Annotated in this window: 20 protein-coding genes and 1 pseudogene; 10 read left to right on the forward strand and 11 right to left on the reverse strand. The window is 57.5% G+C overall.

Annotated features, from left to right (window positions below; all coding sequences use genetic code 11):
- Window positions 1–6: 6 nt before the first annotated feature.
- Window positions 7–369 carry an Mpo1-like protein gene (locus tag ACZRKZ_RS04755; RefSeq protein ID WP_463980844.1) on the reverse strand — a complete coding sequence of 121 codons (363 nt, stop codon included), beginning with the start codon at window positions 367–369 and terminating at the stop codon, window positions 7–9.
- 133 nt (window positions 370–502) lie between these two features.
- Window positions 503–625 (reverse strand): annotated as a pseudogene (locus ACZRKZ_RS04760) (transposase); the annotation flags it as partial.
- A gap of 117 nt (window positions 626–742) precedes the next feature.
- On the opposite strand from ACZRKZ_RS04760, the gene ACZRKZ_RS04765 reads away from it, so the two are divergent.
- Window positions 743–1,954 (forward strand): RNA-guided endonuclease InsQ/TnpB family protein, encoded by a 1,212-nt coding sequence (locus tag ACZRKZ_RS04765; RefSeq protein ID WP_463980845.1) that lies wholly within the window; start codon window positions 743–745, stop codon window positions 1,952–1,954.
- Window positions 1,955–2,056: 102 nt separating this feature from the next.
- On the opposite strand, the gene ACZRKZ_RS04770 is transcribed toward ACZRKZ_RS04765, so the two are convergent.
- On the reverse strand, window positions 2,057–3,538 hold the full coding sequence (locus ACZRKZ_RS04770) for a methyl-accepting chemotaxis protein (RefSeq protein WP_463980846.1): 1,482 nt from the start codon (window positions 3,536–3,538) through the stop codon (window positions 2,057–2,059).
- A 110-nt stretch (window positions 3,539–3,648) separates the two neighbouring features.
- Window positions 3,649–4,470 carry a TatD family hydrolase gene (locus ACZRKZ_RS04775; RefSeq protein ID WP_463980847.1) on the reverse strand — a complete coding sequence of 274 codons (822 nt, stop codon included), beginning with the start codon at window positions 4,468–4,470 and terminating at the stop codon, window positions 3,649–3,651.
- A gap of 235 nt (window positions 4,471–4,705) precedes the next feature.
- Between ACZRKZ_RS04775 and ACZRKZ_RS04780 the strand changes: the two genes are divergently transcribed.
- The 3 genes from ACZRKZ_RS04780 to ACZRKZ_RS04790 all read left to right on the forward strand — a co-directional run bounded on the left by ACZRKZ_RS04780 (window position 4,706) and on the right by ACZRKZ_RS04790 (window position 7,223).
- On the forward strand, window positions 4,706–6,127 hold the full coding sequence (locus ACZRKZ_RS04780) for an MltF family protein (RefSeq protein WP_463980848.1): 1,422 nt from the start codon (window positions 4,706–4,708) through the stop codon (window positions 6,125–6,127).
- A 102-nt stretch (window positions 6,128–6,229) separates the two neighbouring features.
- Window positions 6,230–6,664 (forward strand): DoxX family protein, encoded by a 435-nt coding sequence (locus ACZRKZ_RS04785; protein ID WP_149414341.1) that lies wholly within the window; start codon window positions 6,230–6,232, stop codon window positions 6,662–6,664.
- A 250-nt stretch (window positions 6,665–6,914) separates the two neighbouring features.
- Entirely contained in the window at window positions 6,915–7,223 is a 309-nt protein-coding gene (locus ACZRKZ_RS04790; protein WP_463980849.1) for a class I SAM-dependent methyltransferase, read from the forward strand.
- Window positions 7,224–7,261: 38 nt separating this feature from the next.
- Here the strand turns inward: ACZRKZ_RS04790 and ACZRKZ_RS04795 are convergent, their stop codons facing one another.
- From ACZRKZ_RS04795 to ACZRKZ_RS04805, 3 genes are read right to left on the reverse strand one after another with little or no spacing between them, the layout of a single operon-like run.
- A complete protein-coding gene (locus ACZRKZ_RS04795) occupies window positions 7,262–9,070 on the reverse strand; it encodes a Gldg family protein (protein WP_463980850.1) in 1,809 nt (602 codons plus the stop codon).
- Between the two features lie 15 nt (window positions 9,071–9,085).
- On the reverse strand, window positions 9,086–9,811 hold the full coding sequence (locus tag ACZRKZ_RS04800; protein WP_463980851.1) for an ABC transporter permease: 726 nt from the start codon (window positions 9,809–9,811) through the stop codon (window positions 9,086–9,088).
- The gene (locus ACZRKZ_RS04805) at window positions 9,808–10,734 is read right to left on the reverse strand and encodes an ABC transporter ATP-binding protein (RefSeq protein WP_463980852.1); all 927 of its coding nucleotides are present in this window, start codon (window positions 10,732–10,734) and stop codon (window positions 9,808–9,810) included. Before ACZRKZ_RS04805 ends, ACZRKZ_RS04800 begins: the two co-directional genes overlap by 4 nt.
- Window positions 10,735–11,050: 316 nt before the next feature.
- Between ACZRKZ_RS04805 and ACZRKZ_RS04810 the strand changes: the two genes are divergently transcribed.
- Together ACZRKZ_RS04810 and greB are read left to right on the forward strand one after the other, a co-directional pair.
- Window positions 11,051–12,079, forward strand: a complete 1,029-nt coding sequence (locus tag ACZRKZ_RS04810) for a hypothetical protein (protein WP_463980853.1) — start codon at window positions 11,051–11,053, stop codon at window positions 12,077–12,079.
- A gap of 156 nt (window positions 12,080–12,235) precedes the next feature.
- Window positions 12,236–12,709 carry a transcription elongation factor GreB gene (greB, locus tag ACZRKZ_RS04815; RefSeq protein ID WP_099169508.1) on the forward strand — a complete coding sequence of 158 codons (474 nt, stop codon included), beginning with the start codon at window positions 12,236–12,238 and terminating at the stop codon, window positions 12,707–12,709.
- Between the two features lie 45 nt (window positions 12,710–12,754).
- Here the strand turns inward: greB and ACZRKZ_RS04820 are convergent, their stop codons facing one another.
- Together ACZRKZ_RS04820 and ACZRKZ_RS04825 are read right to left on the reverse strand one after the other, a co-directional pair.
- Window positions 12,755–15,265 carry an ABC transporter permease gene (locus ACZRKZ_RS04820; RefSeq protein ID WP_463980854.1) on the reverse strand — a complete coding sequence of 837 codons (2,511 nt, stop codon included), beginning with the start codon at window positions 15,263–15,265 and terminating at the stop codon, window positions 12,755–12,757.
- A complete protein-coding gene (locus ACZRKZ_RS04825) occupies window positions 15,265–15,948 on the reverse strand; it encodes an ABC transporter ATP-binding protein (protein WP_149414347.1) in 684 nt (227 codons plus the stop codon). The genes ACZRKZ_RS04820 and ACZRKZ_RS04825 overlap by 1 nt, the downstream gene beginning before the upstream one ends.
- A 10-nt stretch (window positions 15,949–15,958) precedes the next feature.
- On the opposite strand from ACZRKZ_RS04825, the gene ACZRKZ_RS04830 reads away from it, so the two are divergent.
- From ACZRKZ_RS04830 to ACZRKZ_RS04840, 3 genes are all read left to right on the forward strand, one after another.
- The gene (locus ACZRKZ_RS04830) at window positions 15,959–16,564 is read left to right on the forward strand and encodes an arylesterase (RefSeq protein WP_350613108.1); all 606 of its coding nucleotides are present in this window, start codon (window positions 15,959–15,961) and stop codon (window positions 16,562–16,564) included.
- Between the two features lie 57 nt (window positions 16,565–16,621).
- On the forward strand, window positions 16,622–16,918 hold the full coding sequence (locus tag ACZRKZ_RS04835; RefSeq protein WP_133098872.1) for a hypothetical protein: 297 nt from the start codon (window positions 16,622–16,624) through the stop codon (window positions 16,916–16,918).
- A 72-nt stretch (window positions 16,919–16,990) separates the two neighbouring features.
- On the forward strand, window positions 16,991–17,959 hold the full coding sequence (locus tag ACZRKZ_RS04840; protein WP_463970273.1) for a L,D-transpeptidase family protein: 969 nt from the start codon (window positions 16,991–16,993) through the stop codon (window positions 17,957–17,959).
- A gap of 132 nt (window positions 17,960–18,091) precedes the next feature.
- On the opposite strand, the gene ACZRKZ_RS04845 is transcribed toward ACZRKZ_RS04840, so the two are convergent.
- On the reverse strand, window positions 18,092–18,343 hold the full coding sequence (locus tag ACZRKZ_RS04845; protein WP_133098870.1) for an Lpp/OprI family alanine-zipper lipoprotein: 252 nt from the start codon (window positions 18,341–18,343) through the stop codon (window positions 18,092–18,094).
- Between the two features lie 616 nt (window positions 18,344–18,959).
- Here ACZRKZ_RS04845 and ACZRKZ_RS04850 point away from each other — a divergent pair.
- Entirely contained in the window at window positions 18,960–19,241 is a 282-nt protein-coding gene (locus ACZRKZ_RS04850) for a GNAT family N-acetyltransferase (RefSeq protein WP_133098869.1), read from the forward strand.
- 62 nt (window positions 19,242–19,303) lie between these two features.
- Here the strand turns inward: ACZRKZ_RS04850 and ACZRKZ_RS04855 are convergent, their stop codons facing one another.
- Window positions 19,304–20,380 carry a 3-deoxy-7-phosphoheptulonate synthase gene (locus tag ACZRKZ_RS04855; RefSeq protein WP_133098868.1) on the reverse strand — a complete coding sequence of 359 codons (1,077 nt, stop codon included), beginning with the start codon at window positions 20,378–20,380 and terminating at the stop codon, window positions 19,304–19,306.
- Window positions 20,381–20,456 lie beyond the last annotated feature (76 nt).

Below are 20,456 nucleotides of genomic sequence, written 5' to 3' on the forward strand. Positions count from 1 at the left end.
GTCCAGTTAATGCCGGTGGCGCTGACGCCAGGCCTGCCACCAGGCACCGCTCAAGACAAAGCGTGGGAAGGTGACAAACTGCTCGACCATCAAACGTTGCGCGGCGTCTTTGCGATCACTGAACGGCTCGCTGGCCTGGGCTTCCAGGCTGTGGCCATGACGTTGTAGTGCCAGGCCGGCCAGCACGCCGACCACGCCGATGGCAAAACTGGCCAGGCTCAGGCTGAACACCCCAGACACAATCAGCAGAAAACCGATGATGAACAGCGGTACGGCAATCAGGTGCAATACCAGATTGGTCGGGTGCTGGTGGTTTTGCGGGTAGGCGCGCCATTGCCAGGCGGGGAGATTGGGATGACGTTTACCCATGATGGTGAATCCTCTGTCCGTTGAAACAACTTGAACAGAGTTTAGGTCGGGCGGGGGGCTTGGGCGAATCAAGGCTGGCTATGAGGGTTATAGCTTCGCGGCGGGGATGGATAGCGTGGACGGCAAAGCCGTCCTAAAGAGGTGTTCGCTGCTGCTCGATGTATCGGCGAATAACATCTATGGAGGCCCCACCGCAGCTACCGGCGAAGTAGGACGGGGACCCCAAAGCTGCGCCCCACAGTTTCTTTTGAATGTTCTAACACCTCTCGCGGTTTTTTGTTACAAAGACCAAGTGAGCATGTATCAAAAAAATTCAATGTTTTCCAGGCCTTACATCATTGTCATCACTCATAGGCCAAACTATAGTCGAGTGATGAAACGACTCCAAGCCTTTAAGTACGAACTGATGCCAGACGGCGATCAAGAACGGCAAATGCGCCGCTTTGCGGGGTCGTGTCGGTTCGTTTTTAACAAGGCGCTGGCTTTACAGAAATCCAACCATGAGGCCGAAAACAAGTTCATTGGCTATGTTGAAATGGCTGCCCGGCTACCCATATGGAAGCGAGAGGCAGGCTTTGAATGGCTGAAAGACTCGCCATCCCAAGCACTTCAACACGCCCTCAAAGACCTTGAGCGGGCCTATTCCAATTTTTTTGCCAAACGTGCCGACTTTCCACGCTTTAAGCGCAAAGGGAAGAGCGAGAGCTTTCGTTATCCGGACAGCAAACAATTCAAGATCGACGAAGCCAACACGCGTATTTTCCTGCCCAAGCTGGGCTGGATGCGCTACCGCAACAGCCGCGACATTCTGGGTAAGGCCAAGAACATCACCATCAGCCTGTCTTGCGGCAAGTGGTACGTCAGTATCCAGACAGAGCGTGAGGTAGAGCAGCCATCCCCACAAGGCAACGCAGTGGGCATCGACCTGGGAATCACGCGGTTTGCCACGCTTTCAGATGGTACTTTCTATAAGCCGCTCAACAGCTTTAGGCAGCATGAGAAACGCCTAAGCACAGCGCAGCGGGCGATGAGCCACAAGGTTAAGTTCAGCAAGAACTGGAAGAAGGCTAAAGCCCGCGTCCAGCGTATTCACGCCCATATCGCTAACGCTCGCCGCGACTACCTGCACAAGACCACAACCACTATCAGCAAAAACCACGCGATGGTGTGTGTCGAGGACTTGCAGGCTCGGAATATGTCCAAGTCATCGGCAGGCGATAGCGAGCAACCGGGAAAGAATGTTCGGGCTAAGTCTGGCCTGAACAAATCCATCCTCGACCAAGGATGGTTCGAGTTTCGGCGACAACTGGACTACAAGCTGGCGTGGAATGGAGGCTACCTCGTTGCGGTCCCACCGCACTACACGAGCCAGACCTGTCCATGCTGCAGCCATGTTTGCAAGGACAACCGGCAGACTCAAGCTCAGTTCCGATGTGTCGAGTGTGGTTTCGAGGAAAACGCCGATGTAGTCGGTGCGATCAATGTTTTAAGGGCGGGACACGCCCGGTTCGCCTGTGAAGTGAACGGCGCTGTCAGGCCGTCAGCAGCAGGAACCCGCCGAGGTGAGTCAGCCCTAACAGGCTGAACACGGTAGGGATTCCCCTCCTTTCCAGCTTGTCTGGGGAGGTCCTGCGTAGCAGGCCGAGAGGTGGGGGAGGATGTCAAAGCTTCGCCAACCTTGAAACTGTTACAGCTTCAACTGCCCAATCGCCTTGTTCAATTCCCCGGCCAATGTCGCCAGCTTATTACTGGTAGTCGCTGAATCCAGCGTCTGTTGCACGGTGTTTTCGGTGACATCACGGATACCCACTATCGCCCGATTCATCTCTTCGGCGACGTGGCTTTGCTGTTCGGCGGCGACGGCGATCTGGGTGTTGCTCTCGCGCATTTGCGCCACGGCCCTGGTGATTTGCGCGAGCGCAACGCCAGCTTCCTGAGCTTGTTGCACACAATCATCGGCCTTGAACGAGCTTTCCTGCATAAAGTCCACCGCGTCCCGAGTCCCGGCCTGCAAGTCCGAGACCATGCGGGTGATTTCATCGGTGGAACTTTGCACCCGCTTGGCGAGGCTGCGCACCTCGTCGGCGACCACGGCAAAGCCTCGGCCCATTTCCCCGGCGCGGGCGGCTTCGATGGCGGCGTTGAGGGCCAGCAGGTTGGTCTGTTCGGCGATGCTGTGGATCACGCCGACCACTGCATTGATTTTCTGACTGTCTTCGGCCAGTTTCTGGATCGTCTCGGCGGTCTGCTGTACGCCTGTGGAGAGTCCGGCAATCGACTTTTGTACACGGCTCACCACTTCCTGGCCGCTGCCGGCGAGGGTGTCGGCGGCCTGGGACAGGTCGCGGGTAGCACCGGCGTGCTGGGCGATGTGATGCACGGTGGCGGTCATTTGATTGATCGCCGTAGCGGCCTGGTCGGTTTCGCTTTGCTGGCCAAGCATACCGTGACGAACGTCATTCATGCTGCTGGCCAGGCGCGCGGCGCCGTCGTCCAACTGCTTGGCGGTGTACGCCACGGTGTTGACCACCCGTTGATAGCCCGCCTGCATGGCGTTAAAGGCACTCGCCATTTGCCCGACCTCGTCCTTGCAGGCCAAGGGCACGCGGGTCGAGAGGTCGCCGGTTTTTTCCACGTGCAGCATCACGTCTTTCAAGGTGTTGAGGTGGCTGAGTAGAAAGCGGATCAACAACTGCGAGGCGCAGAGCATCGCTAGCATCAGGATCATTACCGCCACCGCATAGTTGGCGAAACGCTCGGTGAACACCTGGCTCAGGCTGGGTCCATAGGCCAGCACGGCCACTTGCTGGCCGTCCGGGCGAGCGACCACTTCGGCGCCTATCAATGAGTTGTCGCCGAACAGCGGCATATGGCTGAACTCGACCCAACCGCTGGCCGTGCTCAGGGCTGAAAGATTCTGGTCCGCCAATTCCGGGATGTGGCCACGGCGATAGGTCAGCCAGTGTTCGCCCTTGGGCAGCGTTTGCCCGGCGGGCCAGGCGCTGAACAATCGTCCTTGAGCCTGGGCCGAGGCCTGGGAGGCGTGGCTGCGTGCCTGTTGCTCCAATTGCACGGCGTACAACACCAGCAGCAGGGTGGTGATGAAGGCGACGGCATTGACGGCCCAGAATTTGTACTTCAACGATATATTGCTAAGCCAGGCACCCATGGAAGGTTTTCTCTGATAGCGGAAATAGCATAGGCAAGGTGCCAGTATTATGCCGCTATTCAGTGAAAGGGTTTTGATATGGGTCAATGGGCCGCGTCAATGACGTCGCGTCAATTCGGCACAGGCAAGTCAACAACAGGCAATCCGAAAAAGTCCCTGGCGCAGGCGGTGCTGTGTTGGGCCAGGTCTTCCACACTTTCTTCCCGATGCAAGGCGACCTCGCGCAAGACTTCCGGCAGATAGGCCGGCTCGTTACGGCCATTTTTCGGCTTGGGCCGCAGCGTGCGCGGTAGCAGGTAGGGCGCATCGCTTTCCAGCATCAGGCGACCCCTTGGGATTTCCCTGACAAGAGGATGCAGGTGCGTCCCACGGCGCTCATCGCAGATCCAGCCGGTGATGCCAATATGCAGGTCCAGGTCGAGGTAGCTGAACAAGGCCCGCTGTTCTCCGGTGAAACAGTGCACCACCGCCGCAGTCAGGTGATCGCGGTAGTCCCGCAGGATTTCCAGCAGGCGCTGGCTAGCGTCCCGCTCGTGAAGAAATACCGGCAATTTCAGCTCTACAGCCAGGGCCAGGTGCTCTTCGAGGACTTTTTCCTGCAGGGCGCGTGGCGAGAGGTCCCGGTTGAAATCCAGCCCGCATTCGCCGACGGCACGCACGCTGCTTTCCTTGAGCAACCCGCGCAATTGTTGCGCGCTATCGGCGTTCCAATCGCTGGCGCTGTGGGGGTGAATGCCGGCGGTGGCAAACAACCGTTGGCCGCTTTCATCCAGCCGTTGGCACAATTCCAGGGCCTGCTCACTGCCTTCGATGCTGGTGCCGGTGAGGACCAGTTGGCTCACCCCGGCGGCGTAGGCGCGGTCGAGTACCGCCTGGTGCTTGTCGTCGAAACTTGGGTTGGTCAGGTTGACGCCAATATCAATGAGTTGCATGGTGCTATCTCCGCCTGCGGCCGGAAAGCATATCAGAGCTGTAGATTTATAAGAAAAGCCAAGAACTACAACGAGTTAAAGCTGTCTTTGAATGTCGTGAGTGGCGCTGTGGTTGGCCGAGTGCCTGCTACTATGCCACCCTTGCGTCCAAAGCCTGCGCTCACAGCGCTCTGTTTCTGTCCCCCAACGCTTCGTATTTCGCGACGCAATGGGCAGTATCCTTTGCGGAGAGCGGATGATCCGACCCTCGGTGTTGCTCATGCTGTGCCTGACGTTACTGCTGCCCCCGGCGGCGGTTGCGCGTCTGGACGGGCCGCTGGAAGTGACCAAACCGAGCAAGGTTCGTGATCTGGCCGAGATTCGCAGCAGTCGAACCTTGCGGGTGCTGGTCAACCAGAGCCGCAACAGCTCCGGGGAAGTCCAGGGCCAGCCCATTGGTGTCGAATACCATCGCCTGCGGGCCTTCGAGCAATACCTCAACGGCCACGCCCGTGACGGTCAGGAAATCAACCTCAAGATCATTCCCAAAGCCAAGGATCAACTATTGGGCGCGCTGGCCCGTGGCGAGGGTGACCTGGTGGCGCCCGGCGAACTACTGGACGCCACTGCAGCGCACAAGATCAGCACCAGCGAGCCGATTGTCAGCGACGTGCCGCTGTGGTTGGTGGGGATCAAGGGCGAGCGACGGTTTACCCGATTGGAGCAGTTGTCCGGCCGAACCCTGGCCCTGACCACCGGCAGCGCGGCAGGTGAGGCGGTGAACCAGATCAACCAGAAGCTGGCACTGCGCAAGCTGCCGCCGGTCAAGGTGGAGTGGGTTGATCCCAGCCTTGCGGTGGAGGACGTGCTGGAGATGGTCCAGGCCGGTATCTTTCACCTGACTATCGTCGAGAAGCCGATTGCCGAGCGCTGGTCGAAAATCCTGCCCAAACTGCGTTTCGATCGGCAAGTAGCAATCAGCGAGCCGGGCGAGGAGTACTGGTTCGTACGGCAGGACGCCTCGATGCTGCGGGCGAGCATCGACCGCTTCCTAAAAACCTACAAGACTCCGTCCGATCAGGATGTGGCGTTCCAGCGCATCTACCGGCGCCTTTATCAAGTGCGTTACCCATTGGCGCGGGCTGATCGCCAGCGTCTGGAGAAGCTGCGCCCGGTTCTGCAAAAACACGCTCGCGAGCAGGGCATGGACTGGCTGAACCTGGCGGCGCTGGCCTTCAAGGAATCGTCCCTTAATCCAGGCGCTAAAAGCGGCAGCGGCCCCACTGGCCTGATGCAGATCACTCCGTCGGCGGCCCAGCGGGTGGGGGTCAACAATATCCAGACGCTGGACAACAATGTGCAGGCGGGCGCGCGCTACCTGGCGATGATCCGCCGCAAGTTTTTTGCCAGCCCCAAGCTCAATGAGCGTGAGCGCATGGCCTTCGTCCTGGCGGCCTATAACATGGGGCCGGAGCGAGTACAGGGTATGCGTGCCGAGGCGCGGCGCCGAGGCTTGAACCCGAACCAGTGGTTCTTCCAGGTTGAGCGCATTGCCATGGAGCAGGTAGGAATGGGCGGTGTCAGCTATGTTAATAGCGTTAACAAGTACTACTTGGCGTTCGATCGGGAGCGGGACTCCCTCGAACCGCCAACGCCGAAGATCGCCTCACGCAAGTAATCGATAAATTAGATATTAATAAGGTAATATTTCGGCTTTTATCATTGATTAAACTGATTAATATAGCGACCAACCCACCCTACATTGAAAAGGATTCCCAGCATGAGCCCATTGATCAAAAGCGTTCTGTCCACTCGCGCCGGCTACGGTCTGACGGTTCTGCGGATTTTTGTCGGCATCATCTTCGCCGCCCACGGTTCGCAAAAGCTCTTCGGCTGGTTTGGCGGTGGCGGCCTGGCCGGTACGGCGCAGTGGATGGAAAGCATCGGCCTGGCGCCAGGTACCTTGATGGCGCTGTTGTCGGGCGGTACTGAGTTCTTCGCAGGCTTGGCACTGATCATCGGCCTCCTGGCTCGCCCGGCGGCGTTGGGCCTTACCATCGTCTCGCTGGTGGCGATCTTCTCGGTGCATATCCATAACGGTTTGTTCATGGCCAACAATGGCTACGAGTTCGCCCTGGCGTTGTTGGGCGGTACTGTTGCGGTGCTGCTCGAAGGTGCTGGCAAATTGTCTGCCGACCGCGCCATCGCTAACTGATTAAGCTGCAAGGTCCCCCAAAGGCCCGCCCCGTGCGGGCCTTTTCGTTGATCGGGATTCTTGACACCTCCCCATCGGCTTCTCTAGGATGTTGCCCATGCGCCGATTTAAACAGCTAATTGCGGGGCGCCACAGGTGACTCAATACAGTCCCGACAGAAACCTGATCCAGGTTTCGAAATACCGCTAAAGCGCTGGTTTGGTGTTGCCTCCCACCTGCCTGCAGACTTTTGAGGCAGAGACACGACACGATGAATGCATCACACCCTCTTTTACGCTTGGCCCCGATCACTGCGGGCCTGACTCAGCGCAACCCGAAAATCCTCTTGGGTGGTAAGCACCAGCCGACGCTATTGCGCTATCTGGATGGCTGGCCCCGTCGCACCGGTCGGCCTTCGGCTTTTTTGATCCAGTTTGTCGAGGACGGCGAGTCACTTGCCCGCTTTGCCACCAACAGCTTTGACCTGGCGGTGATTCAGGCTCCCTGCGCGGCCGATGCTGTCGATGTTATCCGCCACTTGACTCGTATTGCACGGCAAGGACTGATCACGCGACGTTAATCGGCCCTTACCTGACACCACTCGAAAACTGCCAACGATCAGTAAAACGCTGCTGAAGGTGGATGCTGAATACGCCGACGCGACATAAAAATCCCCAGGCCAATCAGACTCAGCATCAGCGGCACTGCAATGATATTGAGCAGCTTCACGTTTCGTTCCAGGGTGTTGACCTTCCTGTAGGCCTCTACTTTCAGCGCATGAAGCTCCCTGGGCAAACGCAGGCGCTCCTTGTTGAGTGCTTGTAGCAACGAATGGGTGTTGACGGGCTGGGTGCCCCATGACGGCAATGGGTTGTTCAGGGATTGCCATTCCTTTTCCGTTTGCTCCAGGAGTTGTTCCAGGAACGCGGCCTTTTCCTGGTAAGACCGTGCGGCATCCCTGCGTAATCTCCCCAACAACTGCAGTGGCTCTCGACTACCTGTACGAGGACGAATTTCCATCAGCGTGCCGGGGCTGGACAATTGATCCAGAGTATTCAAGATAAACGTCGCGTTACCTGAGCGAGGCGCTTGGTGCCCATTGCTGTTTTGTGCCGATGCCCATACGCGATCACTGAGTAGATCGGTGTCGGCAACTACCACTACATGGATATCGGTGGCTTTCTGCAACTGGGCTTTCTGCCCGTCAAAGCCGTCAGGGAACGCAGAATACGCCGGCCCCTGGATACGGGCCGCTATTACGTGGCGTTGACCACGGGCGGCCGCCTCGCTGAGCACTGAATCAAACGCACCATGCACGGCGAAGTGCTCAATTTCAAACAGAGCGGCTTGCCCGGAACTCTGGAGCAATGGGGTGAAGGAGGTACGGCTTTTTTTGAGTGGCATAAGAGCGCCACTGCTCAATACGGTCACATTGTCCAGTTTCCAGGCGCTGACATCGCTCTGCGCCAACGCCTCCCGGGGCAGGGTAAGCGCCGCAGGGTGGCGAACGGGAAGTTGCCCACTAACAAGAACGGCCGGCGTTGCGTAGAGACTGTCGGCCAACACTTTATTCGCAGGCATCTGCACGCCCCATGCCGCCAGCAACCCTTGCAGGCTGGAAGATAAAGCCGGGGGTTCGACGTTCGAGTCCAGGTCGCTGGATGGATCGATAAACATCATCAGCTTGCCTCCCCCCAGCACGAATTGATCAATCGCAAACAGGGTTTGCTCGGGCAGTCGAGAGGGTTGAACCAGCATCAAGGTGTTGACGTGCTCAGGAATATGCCGGGTTTCCTGGCCCAGACTCATGAGCTTGAACTGCCGACGGATTTCTTGCAGCAGTTGCCAGGGCGGTGTGGTTGCCTTGCCACGTTCATCCCGACTGCCATCCATGGGCAGCCCGGAGATCAGTCCAATCATGGGCTGTTCCGGGTGAGCGACTTTATGAATCAGATGGCTGATTTCATACTCCAGAAAGGCCTCCTGTTCAGGATTGAAAAAATCGATTCTTTGGGTGCCATGGTTCGCGCTGGTGCCGATCAAGCCGAAAAACCCTTGTGTACTGTCCAAGCCAAATAACCCGGCCTTGTATTCATCTTCGGAAAAGGGGGTCGGGTCAATCAGGTGCAGGTTGATCTTGCCATTCGCTACCTTTTCATACTCCCTGAGCAGTATCGCAACGCGTTGGGCATGGTTTTTCAAGGCTTCACTTTTCTGGGGATGTTTGCTTGAGTTGAAAAAGTAGAGATCCATGGGGCTCTCAAGCGAGGTGAGCAGGGTGTTCGTAGCGTCGGACAGGCTATGGATTTTTTGCTCTGAAAAATCCAGCCGCAGGTTGGGAAGTTTCAGTGCCCACACCAGATTGAAGGCGAGGAAAAGTAAGGGTATGACAATTATTGTCACGCTAAAGCTTATGGAGTTGCGCATTAAGGTTTTCCTTTCTCAACCTTTTCTAAAATTTAAAGTGACGCTTGTTGCGGTGAGAAAAGCGAAGATCATACTTGCGAAATACAACATGTCATGCAAGGTCATAAGGCCGTTGTCGATGGTGCTAAAGCGTGCCGGCGGGTTCAGGGAAATCAAACTTTCGATGATCCAGACAGGTGTGTGATGATTCAGGGCGTCCAGCACCGAAGATAAAGCACTGGCGGTGATCAACAAACCCATGGTGACGGTGAAAATAACAAGCCGGTGACGTGTCAGTACACAAATAAAACAACCAGCCGAAAGGTAGCCGCCAGCCAATAACCAGCTGCCCAGGTACTGGGATGCGATAACCAGATTGTCCGCCGTGCCTAGATAGTTGATGGTGATCACTGTCGGGAAGGTCAATAACAAGGCCAGCCCAGAAACCAGCCACGCGGCGAAAAACTTACCTGCAACCAACTCGAAGGCCGTCACCGGCAGTGTATTCATAAAAGCAATAGCGTTTTCATTGCGTTCATCTGACCAAAGGTGTGTGGTGAGAAAGGGAATCAGGAATAAGTACAGCCAAGTGTGAAGCTTAAAAAAAACATGCAGATCCGTCACTCGCTGATCAAGAAAGTTTTCTGAATAGAAGCCGAGTACTGCGTTGCCTGTCAAGAAAGCTGAAATGCTGAAATAAGTTGCCGGTGTGGAAAAATAACTGGCGAGTTGACGCTTGAGCATTACGGGTAGAAGTCTCACTTTAACGCCTCCTGGCTTAGTTGTTGAACGACGTCATTCAGGCGTCCAGACTCCAGACTCAACGAGTCGATTTTCCAGCGGCGATTGGCAATCAGCGCGCTGACATGGGGGTAAATTATTTGGCCCGGCATCGCCAGTACCGTCACGCAGCCAGGCGTGTACCGGTCCTCTTCGATACCGGCTACGCCAGGCAATACCGCCAGTGCCAGCAGGTCCAGCGGGGTTTCAGCTGCAAGTGTGACTGCCTGGTAGTAGCGGGAACTGCGCTGCAGTTCGGGCAGGGGAATGTCTGTCAGCAAACGGCCGCCAGCAATAACCAGCGCGCGGTTGCAGATGCTGGACAGCTCTTCGGGGTTGCGAGAGGCAACGATCACGCTCATCTCATTGGTTAACGACTTGATGAGCATCCTGACCTTGTTTTTTTGATAAGCGTCGAGGCCCTCTGTAGGTTCATCCAGTAATAGCAGTTTGGGATCATGCACAATGGCCTGGGCAATGGCCACTTTGCGTTTCAACCCTATGGACAGTGTTTCAATCGGGCATTTAAGTGTTCGCCAAAGCTCCAGTCGGGCGACGGCTCGGTCAACCATCTTGCGTTTTTCCATGCCACGGAATCCGCGAACTTCAGCAATGAAGTTGAGGAACCCTTTCACTGTCATGGTGCTATGGCTGACCGTGGACGCTGGTTGATAGCCAATTATTTTTTTTACCTGGAGAGGATGCGTTCCAATATCCACGTCCAGTATTTTTATATGGCCGAAACAGGGCTGGATTGAGCCAGCCAATAATTTGATTAGAGTTGTTTTGCCAGCACCATCGTTTCCAAATAGTCCTACACATTCCTGGCCTTTGGCGCAGAATGAAAAGTCACTGATGACGGCTTTTCTGCCAAGGTGTTTTGTTAGGTTTGTTATCTTGATCATTAAGCTTTTCTACTGAGTAAGCTTGGCAAAAATCGCTGCATTGACGAAGCCTCGATTAACCTGGGTGGGGGCAGGTTGTGAATTGTCGAAAAGTAAAAGATTGAAAAGTCTTGATCAGGTGATGTCAGGTATTTGTTTGTTAAAAAATGGTACGTTCAATAGACGGTCTTGGAAATGCCAAAGAGGTTGAATAAGGTAAGTCCTACATGTGACTCGATCATGCGCTGAAACAATTGCCTTGTTATTGGCGTTTGTATGACTGTCAGTTTTTTATCTAGCACGTATAGGAAGTTTTACCGTAACGGAGCCCTATTTCATGATGCTTCTACGTACTCTTGTTCTTGAACACTCTGGTCATGACACCCCGGTTAATGGTGCATTGCTCTGTGGTTTCGCTGTACCGAAGACGTCCTCAAACTATCTTGCCTATAGCCTGGATGAAGAAATGGAGCCCGGAAGTTCTCGGGTGTACATCGCGGCGTTGCGCAAAAAGTCGGAGCGGTATTTTCTTGGAAGCATTGATTCCAAGGAGGATCTGCAAGTGGCGATGCACGTCTTCAAGCAAATCCTCACCCTGGCGGCGGCATCTGGCATTAAAACCGGGAACGCGGCAGAGGCTCAGGTGCCTTACCATTTCATTGATCTGAAGGGCAGCAAACTGCCACCTGCCCGGCCAGAGGATCACCACTCGCTGGTGATCAAGAAGGCGCTGGTGATGAAGGTCATCACACTGGGAACTTCAGTGACCGGTTTGCCTGCTATCGAAAGCACAGAACTGATCGTCCCCTCTATTCGTTTCTCTTCGAAAATGGTGTCTCCTCCAAAGACTCCGAGCCGCCCTGAACCCGCATTGCCGGCGGTAGTGCAGGCTCCCATGATCGTCCCCGCACCGACGCTGCCAGATGAGGAGGTGCCGCCAACCCCGCAGGCCCCGTCATCGCTGTTTGAAGTAGACAGTACGCTGACCAATCTTGCCCGTGTGGCTCAGGAGTTGACGCAACAGAAACTCGCCGTACTCCTGCAGGAAGAAGCGCTTGAGCAGTTGACCCAGACCTTGAATGCCCGTGAAGAACACCTGGTCCATGGGGCGCAGGCGCAGCAGACCGAGCAGCGCCGCCTGGACGAATTGGCCCATCATCTGGATAGCCTTGCGACCCGGTTGCAGACCGATGATGTGGCGACTCACAAAAAAGCGGAGCAACTGGCGACCGGATTGGCGCATTTATCAGTCTTGCGGGACAGTCTCAGGGACGTGTTTCATCGTCTGGACGAAGCCCTGGAACCTGTGGCTGAGGCTGATCAACCCCTGGATAAGGGCGTGCCGGGGCATCCAGAAGCCGTCTGATGGGGGCTTTTTCTGAGGGGCGTCGTCGTCAGGTCTGGCTACTTTCCCCCGTTCATTTATCATCGATCCCTATCAACTGGAGTCAGTCAGCCATCGCCGTATGTCTGATGCGGCAGCTGTCTGAACATGTGGAAATTTCCTGGGGATGCGAAGCTTTTGAGTACCAAGCTGATTACCAAAGAAGGTCATGAAGCGCTGAAGAAAGAGCTTGATTACCTGTGGCGAGAAAAGCGTCCTGACACTACCCGTAAAGTGACCTGGGCAGCCTCGCTGGGGGACAGAAGCGAGAACGCCGATTACCAGTACAACAAGAAACTGCTGCGCGAGATTGATCGCCGTGTGCGCTACCTGCGCAAACGCCTGGAAGACATGCGCGTGGTTGAGTACATGCCCGAGCAGGAGGGCAAAGTATTTTTTGGCGCCTGGGTAGATATCGAGAATGAGCAGGGCGAGACCAAGCGCTTTCGCATTGTCGGCTACGACGAAATTTATGAGCGCATGGACTACATCTCCATCGACTCGCCCATGGCCAGGGCGCTGCTGCGCAAGGAGGTGGACGATGAGGCTATCGTGCAGACCCCGGGCGGTGAAGTGTGCTGGTGGATCACTGGTATCGAGTACGTGAAGTAGGCATTGATGGCCCGCTCTCTGAAAGGAGGGCGGGCCATCAACGTTTTAGCCTTCGCGCAACACCGTCAATGGGCTGGCATTCAACGCCCGGCGTGTACCGAATACTCCGGCACCACCAATCAGCACGGCCCCGATGACCGGCAGCACCAGCAACCAGGGGTGAGGTTGCCAAGCCAGGTCGAAGGCATAGCGGTACAACACCAGGGTCACCAGTTCCGTCCCCAGCGCCGCCAACAGGCCGCTGACCGCGCCCAACAGGCCGAATTCGATACGCCGGGCCTTGACCAGCAACTTGCGCTCCGCCCCCAGGGCACGCAGCAGCGCGCCTTGGCGGATACGTTCATCCAGCGTGGCTTGCAGGCCGGAGAACAACACCGCCATGCCCGCCGCCAGTACAAACAGCAACACGTACTCCACCGCTAGCGTGACTTGGGCCAGAATACTGCGCAACTGCGCGAGCAAGGCTTCGACCTGCAGGATGGTTACTGCCGGGAAAGCCCGGGACAGGTCGACGATCTGCTGGTCATGGCCGGGAGCCAGATAGAAGCTGGTCAGGTAGGTGGCCGGCAGGTCTTTCAAGGTTCCCGGCTGGAAGATCATGAAGAAGTTAGGCTGGAAGTTGTCCCAGTTGATCTCCCGCAGACTGGTGACGCGGGCTTCACGGTTTTCCCCGCCGATGGTGAAGACCAGGTGGTCATTAAGCTTGAGCTTCAGGCTTTCGGCGACCTTGGTTTCCACCGAGACACCGGGAATCTCATCGGTGGGTTGGCTTGACCACCATGAGCCCGACGTCAGGCTGTTGCCCGGTGGCAAGTCCGCGGCCCAGGTCAGGCTCAGGTCGCGCTGCACCGCGCGATCGCCACTGGAGTCCTTGCTGACAATTTGCTGCACAGGTTCGCCATTGATGCTGATTAGCCGTCCCGGCACCACCGGGTACAACGGCGCCGACTGCGCCTGCAATTCCAGCAGGCGAGCGCCGAAGGCTTCCTTGTCGGCGGGCAGGATGTTCAGGGCAAAGTAGTTGGGTGCGTCCTTGGGCAACTGGTTCTGCCAGGTGTCCAGCAGCTCCCCTCGCAGCAGCGCGATCAAACCCATGGACAGCAGGATCAGGCCGAAGGCCAGGGATTGTCCCGCTGCCGCCAGTGGGTGGCGCAACAACTGGCCCAGTCCCAGGCGCCAGGGCAGGGACGCGCGGGCCAGCAACCGTCGCAGGCTTTGCAACAGCAGCAGGAGCAGGCCACCCAGAACCAATGCCGCAATGACGCCGCCGCCAAGCAGGGCGAAGGTCAGTACCAGATCCAGGCTCAAGCGCCACATGATCAGGCCCAGGGCGAACAGCGCGGCGCCATAGACCATCCAGGTGCTGGACGGGATAGGCAGTAAATCGCGGCGCAACACTCGCAGCGGCGGCACGCGACCCAGCGCGGCCAGGGGCGGCAGGGCGAAACCGGCGAGGGCTACGAGCCCGGTGCCGATCCCGGCAATGGCTGGCAACAGCCCGCCCGGCGGAACGTCTGCCGGCAGCAGGTCGTGCAACAGATAAAACAATCCCAATTGCGCCAGCCAGCCGAGCAGGGCACCGCTAAGGCTGGCCAGCAACCCCAGTACGGTCAGTTGCAGGCTGAACAGCAGCATCGTTTCCCGTCGCGACAAGCCGAGGCAGCGCAGCAGGGCGCTGGCATCAAAGCGTCGACTGGCAAAGCGATTTGCTGAAAGTGCCACCGCCACGCCGGACAGCAACACTGCCACCAGGCTGGCCATGTTCAGGTAGCGTTCGGCCTTGCCCAGGGCACCGCCGATTTGCTGGTTGCCATCCCGTGCGTCCTGCAGGCGCTGGTTGGCAGCGAGACCTGGGCTGATCAGGTCGCGATAGGTTTGCAGGGCAGTGCTGGCTTGCGGCGCACGCCATAGCTCACGGTAGCTGACGCGGCTGCCGGGCTGTACCACGCCCGTGGCTTCAAGATCGGCCAGGTTGATCATCACCCGTGGTGTGAGGCTGTACAGGTTGCCGGCGCGATCTGGTTCATAGGTCAGCACGCGGGCCATGCGCAGGGTCTTCATGCCGACGTCGATGCTGTCGCCAATCTTCATGTCCAGCGCCGTCAACAGGCGCGCCTCGACCCAGGCTTCTCCGGGCTTAGGCCCGCCGCCGGGTATTTGCTCGGCGAAGGGTTCGGCGGCGCTTTTAAGCTCACCGCGTAGCGGGTATTGCTCGTTGACCGCCTTGATGCTTGACAGCTGGATGCTGTTATCGGTGGCGATGACGCTGGAAAACTCCACGACCCTGGCATGTGCCAGACCCAACTCGGTTCCGCTTCTGATCTGCTCGGGGCGGGCCGGGGAGCTGCCTTCGAGTACTAGGTCGGCGCCAAGGAATTCCGTGGCGCGTAACAGCATCGCACCGTTGAGGCGTGCACCGAAGTAACCGATGGCGGTGCTGGCGGCTACGGCCACCAGCAGGGCAAAGAACAACACGCGCAATTCGCCGGCACGGGCATCGCGCAGCAATTGGCGTAGGGCAAGGCTGATCAGGCGCAACAGCGGCAAACGTGCCATCAAGGCTCCAGGGGGGCGACCATCAGGCCGGCTTCAAGGCGGATCAGGCGTCGGCAGCGATGGGCCAGGCGCTCGTCGTGGGTCACCAGCACCAGGGTTGTGCCGTTCTCTTTATTGAGTTCGAACAGCAGGTCGCTGATGCGCTCGCCGGTGTGGCTATCGAGGTTGCCGGTGGGTTCGTCGGCAAACAGCACGTCCGGTTCGGCGGCGAAAGCCCGGGCAATGGCGACCCGCTGTTGCTCGCCACCGGAGAGCTGGCGCGGGGAGTGGGTCAGGCGCTGGCCCAGGCCGACGCGCTCCAGCAGGTGCCTGGCGCGTTCGCGGGCATCTTTGCGGCCGTCCAGTTCCAGAGGCAGCATGACGTTTTCCAGGGCGTTGAGGCTGTCCAGCAATTGGAACGACTGGAACACAAAGCCAACGTGTTCAGCCCTGATGCGTGCGCGCTGGTCTTCGTCCAGGGTGCTCAGGGCAAGCCCGGCAAGCGTGACTTCGCCACTGCTGGGCAGGTCGAGGCCGGCCAGTAGGCCCAGGAGAGTGGATTTGCCGGAACCGGAGCTGCCGACGATAGCCAGGCTATCGCCCTTGTTCAGTTCCAGGCTCAGTTCGTGCAGGATGGTCAGTTCACCTTCCGCGCTGGGAACCACTTTGCTAAGGTTCCGCGCAGTGAGAATGCTTGCGCCCATGGAGAGTCCGATGCGAATGTGGTTTTTGAGTGCTGGCCTGGCCTTGATGTGCATGGCCCAGAACGCAGCGGCGGGTACAGTCCTGATCGTTGGCGATAGTATCAGTGCCGGTTTCGGCCTGGATACCAGCAAAGGGTGGGTCGCGTTGTTGGAGCAGCGGCTCAAGAGCGAAGGTTTCGACGACAAGGTGGTCAATGCGTCCATCAGTGGTGACACCAGTGCCGGAGGCCTGGCGCGGCTACCCGCGGCGCTTGCAGAGCATAAGCCGGACCTGGTGATCCTTGAGCTGGGGGGCAACGATGGCCTGCGTGGTCAGTTGCCAACGCAATTGCAACAAAATCTTGCTTCGATGATCGACCAGTCCAGGGACAGTGGTGCCAAGGTGCTGCTGTTGGGCATGCAGTTGCCGCCCAATTATGGAAAGCGTTATACCGAGTCTTTCGCCGAGGTTTACGGCAAGTTGGCTGAAGAGAAAAAGGTCCCGCTGGTGCCGTTTTTCCTCGAAGGAATCGGTGGTCATCCCGACCTGATGCAAGCCGACGGACTGCACCCGGCGGTCAGTGCCCAGGGCAAGTTGCTGGAAAATGTCTGGCCGACGCTAAAACCGCTGCTATGACGCTTTTCTAGTGGCGGTCTTTCGGCTAAGGTGGCGCCCCCCGATTTGGTGCCCCCGATGTCGTCGCGTCCTGCCTGGTCCCTGTTTGCCTACCAACTGATCGAGCCTGACGAACAGTTGGACCTGTTCGCCTGCCAGGAAGCCAGGGTGCACCTGGTGCCGCGTCAGTTGGAGTTGGGCGGCTCGATCGATCGCACTCTCTGCGGTACGTTGCTGCCTGCCCAACCGCGCTGGTCGGCAGTGGATCGCACGATTTTTCAGGATCAACGCCTGTGCCCCTTGTGCCGGGCGATTCTAGAATCGCAAAAACGTGGTACGCCGCCGATCTGGCCCGAGCTGCGCTTCGAGCTTTGACTGTGGGTGCCCGCGAGGCTCCCGTGTACAATCAATTTTTTATTACCCGTCGATCTGCGAAGGATTTTCCGGATGTTGTCGCACCTCCCTGCCGTCACTCGCTGCCTGTCTCTCGCTGCACTCTGTGCCGCCGGTCCTGTTGCAGCCTTGCAGTTGCCCTTGCCACTACCGGGTGAAGACATCGTCGGCCAGGTCCAGGTGATCAAGGCCAAGTACGAAGACACCTTTGCCGACCTGGGCACCACCTATGACCTGGGTTATTCAGAGATGGTCGCGGCCAACCCTGGTGTTGATGCCTGGTTGCCGGGGGCGGGAACCGAGATCGTTCTGCCAACCCGTTTCATTTTGCCGCCGGGGCCCCGTGAAGGGATTGTGATCAACCTGGCCGAGTACCGGTTGTACTACTACCCCAAGGGCCAGAGCGTCGTTTACACCTTTCCCCTGGGGATTGGTCGCGAAGGTTGGGGCTCGCCGATCGCTCACACCAGCATCATCGCCAAGACCCCGAACCCGACCTGGACGCCGCCGGCTTCGATCAAGGCTGAGCACGCTGCCAACGGTGATCCGCTGCCCAACGTGGTGCCAGCAGGCCCGAACAACCCTCTGGGGCCGTTCAAGTTCACCCTGGGCACGCCGGGCTACCTGATTCACGGCTCCAACGCGAAGTTCGGCATCGGTACCCGTACCAGCCACGGTTGCTTTCGCATGTTCAACAAAAATGTGCTGCAAATGGCGGGCATGGTGCCAGTGGGCACGTCCGTGCGGATTATCAACGACGCCTACAAGTTCGGCATGAGCGGCGGCAAGGTTTACCTGGAAGCTCATACGCCACTGAACGACGATGGCACGCCGTCGGTGGTGGACAAGCACACAGCGGTGATCAATGCCTTGCTCAAGCGTGAAGACCTGTCGAAGAACCTGCGGGTCAATTGGGATGAGGTGCGTGATGTAGTCGCGGCCGAAGACGGCTTACCGGTAGAAATCGGGGTGCCGGGTGATGCGCCGATGGTTTCGAGCGCGCCGATCGATCTGCAGCAGTAGTTGAAGTAGCCAGGACCCGTTACGGCGTTGCGCTGTAGCGGGTTTTTTATTATCCGGGATTCGGAGTCGGATCCCGGGCAATAAAAAGCCGATCCAAAAATGGATCGGCTTGATAATAACCCCGAGGGATTATTACTTGCGGCTTGCTTTCTCAAGCATGCGCAGAGCGCGCTCGTTAGCTTCGTCAGCAGTCTGTTGTGCTTTTTGAGCAGCAGCCAGAGCTTCATCAGCTTTACGATATGCTTCGTCTGCACGAGCCTGGGAGCGAGCTGCTGCGTCTTCAGTTGCAGTCAGACGAGCTTCGGTTTCTTTGGAGACGCTGCTGCAACCGGTAGCCATAACTGCGACCAGAGCCAGAGCAGAGAATTTCAGAACGTTGTTCATCGTGTTCCCCTTCAAGGACTTTCTATTAAATGGCTACTTTCTCAGAGTGAGCTAATAGCCGGCATACATACTACCCATTACTTGTAGTAAGTAAACTGACGTAGCGCAAGAAGCAAAAAAAATTCTTGTGCCGAATCTATTTTGGCTAATCTTTAGCGAGTTTGTATAAAAAACATCCAGTTTTCGTGGTTCTGCGCAAAATTGGATCCAGGCGCAAAGCACCGGCTGGCACGTGTTAAGCGGTGTAAAGAGAAGTCAAATTATATATTGGTGTTGACACTATTTTTCAGATTGTATTTTCGCCGACAGGTATCTTTTGTGCATGTTGAGGTGACTTTAAGAGAGGCTGTTCGTCTCAAGCTTCAATTGCCGGCAATGTTCAGGCCATCGACCCAAGGATGCTCGATCGGCCCTTTCTATGTCTGCCAGCGACGGGGGATGACGAGTGCGCCTTGAGCAATTTCGGGATTGGTGCCTACTATTCCTACGTGCTGGTTATGAGCGCTGTAGGGCTTTTCTCGTTGTCGAAACCTGGCACGGGGTGGCGTAGATGTTCCTTCGCCGGAAAAACATCGGTAAGGTAAGGGTCATAAACCAAGACCCGCGAGGAGTAGTGATGAGCGAGGCGTTGTCCATCCACCATGACCAGACAGGTCATCAGTTCGAGACCAATGTGGACGGTCATCGTGCTTACCTGACCTATATGGATCTCGGGAAGCAGACCCTGGATATCTATCGGACGTTCGTGCCCAACGCCCTGCGGGGGCGCGGCATTGCCGCTGCGCTCACCGAACAGGCGCTGCAGTACGCCGAGAGTATGGGTTACACGGTGATCCCATCCTGCTCTTATGTTGAACGCTACATGGAGCGCCACCAGCGCCATGCTGCGAAGCTCTGAGCAGTAGAGACCCATAAAAAACGCCGGGCTTAGCCCGGCGTTTTTGTGTGCGCAGTGTGGGTTCAGGTGCGTTTGCGCTTGGGCAATACGTCCTTGAGCTTGGCGTGCATGCTGCGCAGGGTGGTCTCGGTGGCAGCCCAGTCGATGCAGGCATCGGTGACCGATACGCCGTATTGCAGGTCGGCCAAATCCTTGGGAATCGCCTGGCAGCCCCAGTTCAGGTGACTCTCGACCATCAGGCCGATAATCGACTGGTTGCCTTCGAGGATCTGGTTGGCGACGTTCTCCATCACCAGCGGTTGCAGGGCCGGGTCCTTGTTGGAGTTGGCGTGGCTGCAGTCGACCATGATGTTCGGCTTGATCTTCGCCTTGTTGAGCGCCTGTTCGCACAGGGCCACGCTGACCGAATCATAGTTGGGCTTGCCGTTGCCGCCGCGCAGCACCACGTGACCGTAGGCGTTGCCTTTGGTGGTGACGATGGAAACGCCACCTTCCTGGTTGATCCCCAGGAAACGGTGCGGGCTGGAAACCGACTGCAGGGCGTTGATCGCCACGGTCAGGCCGCCATCAGTGCCGTTCTTGAAGCCCACGGCCGAAGACAAACCGGAGGCCATTTCCCGGTGGGTCTGGGATTCGGTGGTGCGCGCACCAATCGCCGACCAACTGATCAGGTCTTGCAGGTACTGCGGGGAAATCGGGTCCAGGGCCTCGGTCGCGGTCGGCAGCCCCATTTCTGCCAGCTCCAGCAGCAACTTGCGGCCGATGTGCAGGCCGTCCTGGATCTTGAACGAGTCGTCCAGGTAAGGGTCGTTGATCAAGCCTTTCCAGCCCACGGTGGTACGCGGCTTCTCGAAATAGACGCGCATTACCAGATACAAGGTGTCGGACACTTCTGCAGCCAGCACTTTCAGACGCTCTGCGTACTCGTGAGCAGCCTTGAGATCGTGGATCGAGCAGGGCCCGATCACCACGAACAGGCGGTGGTCAGTGCCGTCAAGAATGTCACGAATGACTTCGCGACCCTTGGTGACGGTGTGCAGGGCAGCATCGCTCAAAGGGATTTCGCGCTTGAGCTGATCAGGTGTGATCAGGGTCTCGTTGGATTCGACGTTTAGGTCGTTGATCGGTAAATCAGCCATCGTGTTACTCGTCAGGGTCACGGGTGCCGGCCGCCAGCGATCCCCGTGCGGCGGAGCACAGCATGATTTAGATGCA

The sequence above is a fragment of the Pseudomonas sp. c313 genome, assembly GCF_055407145.1.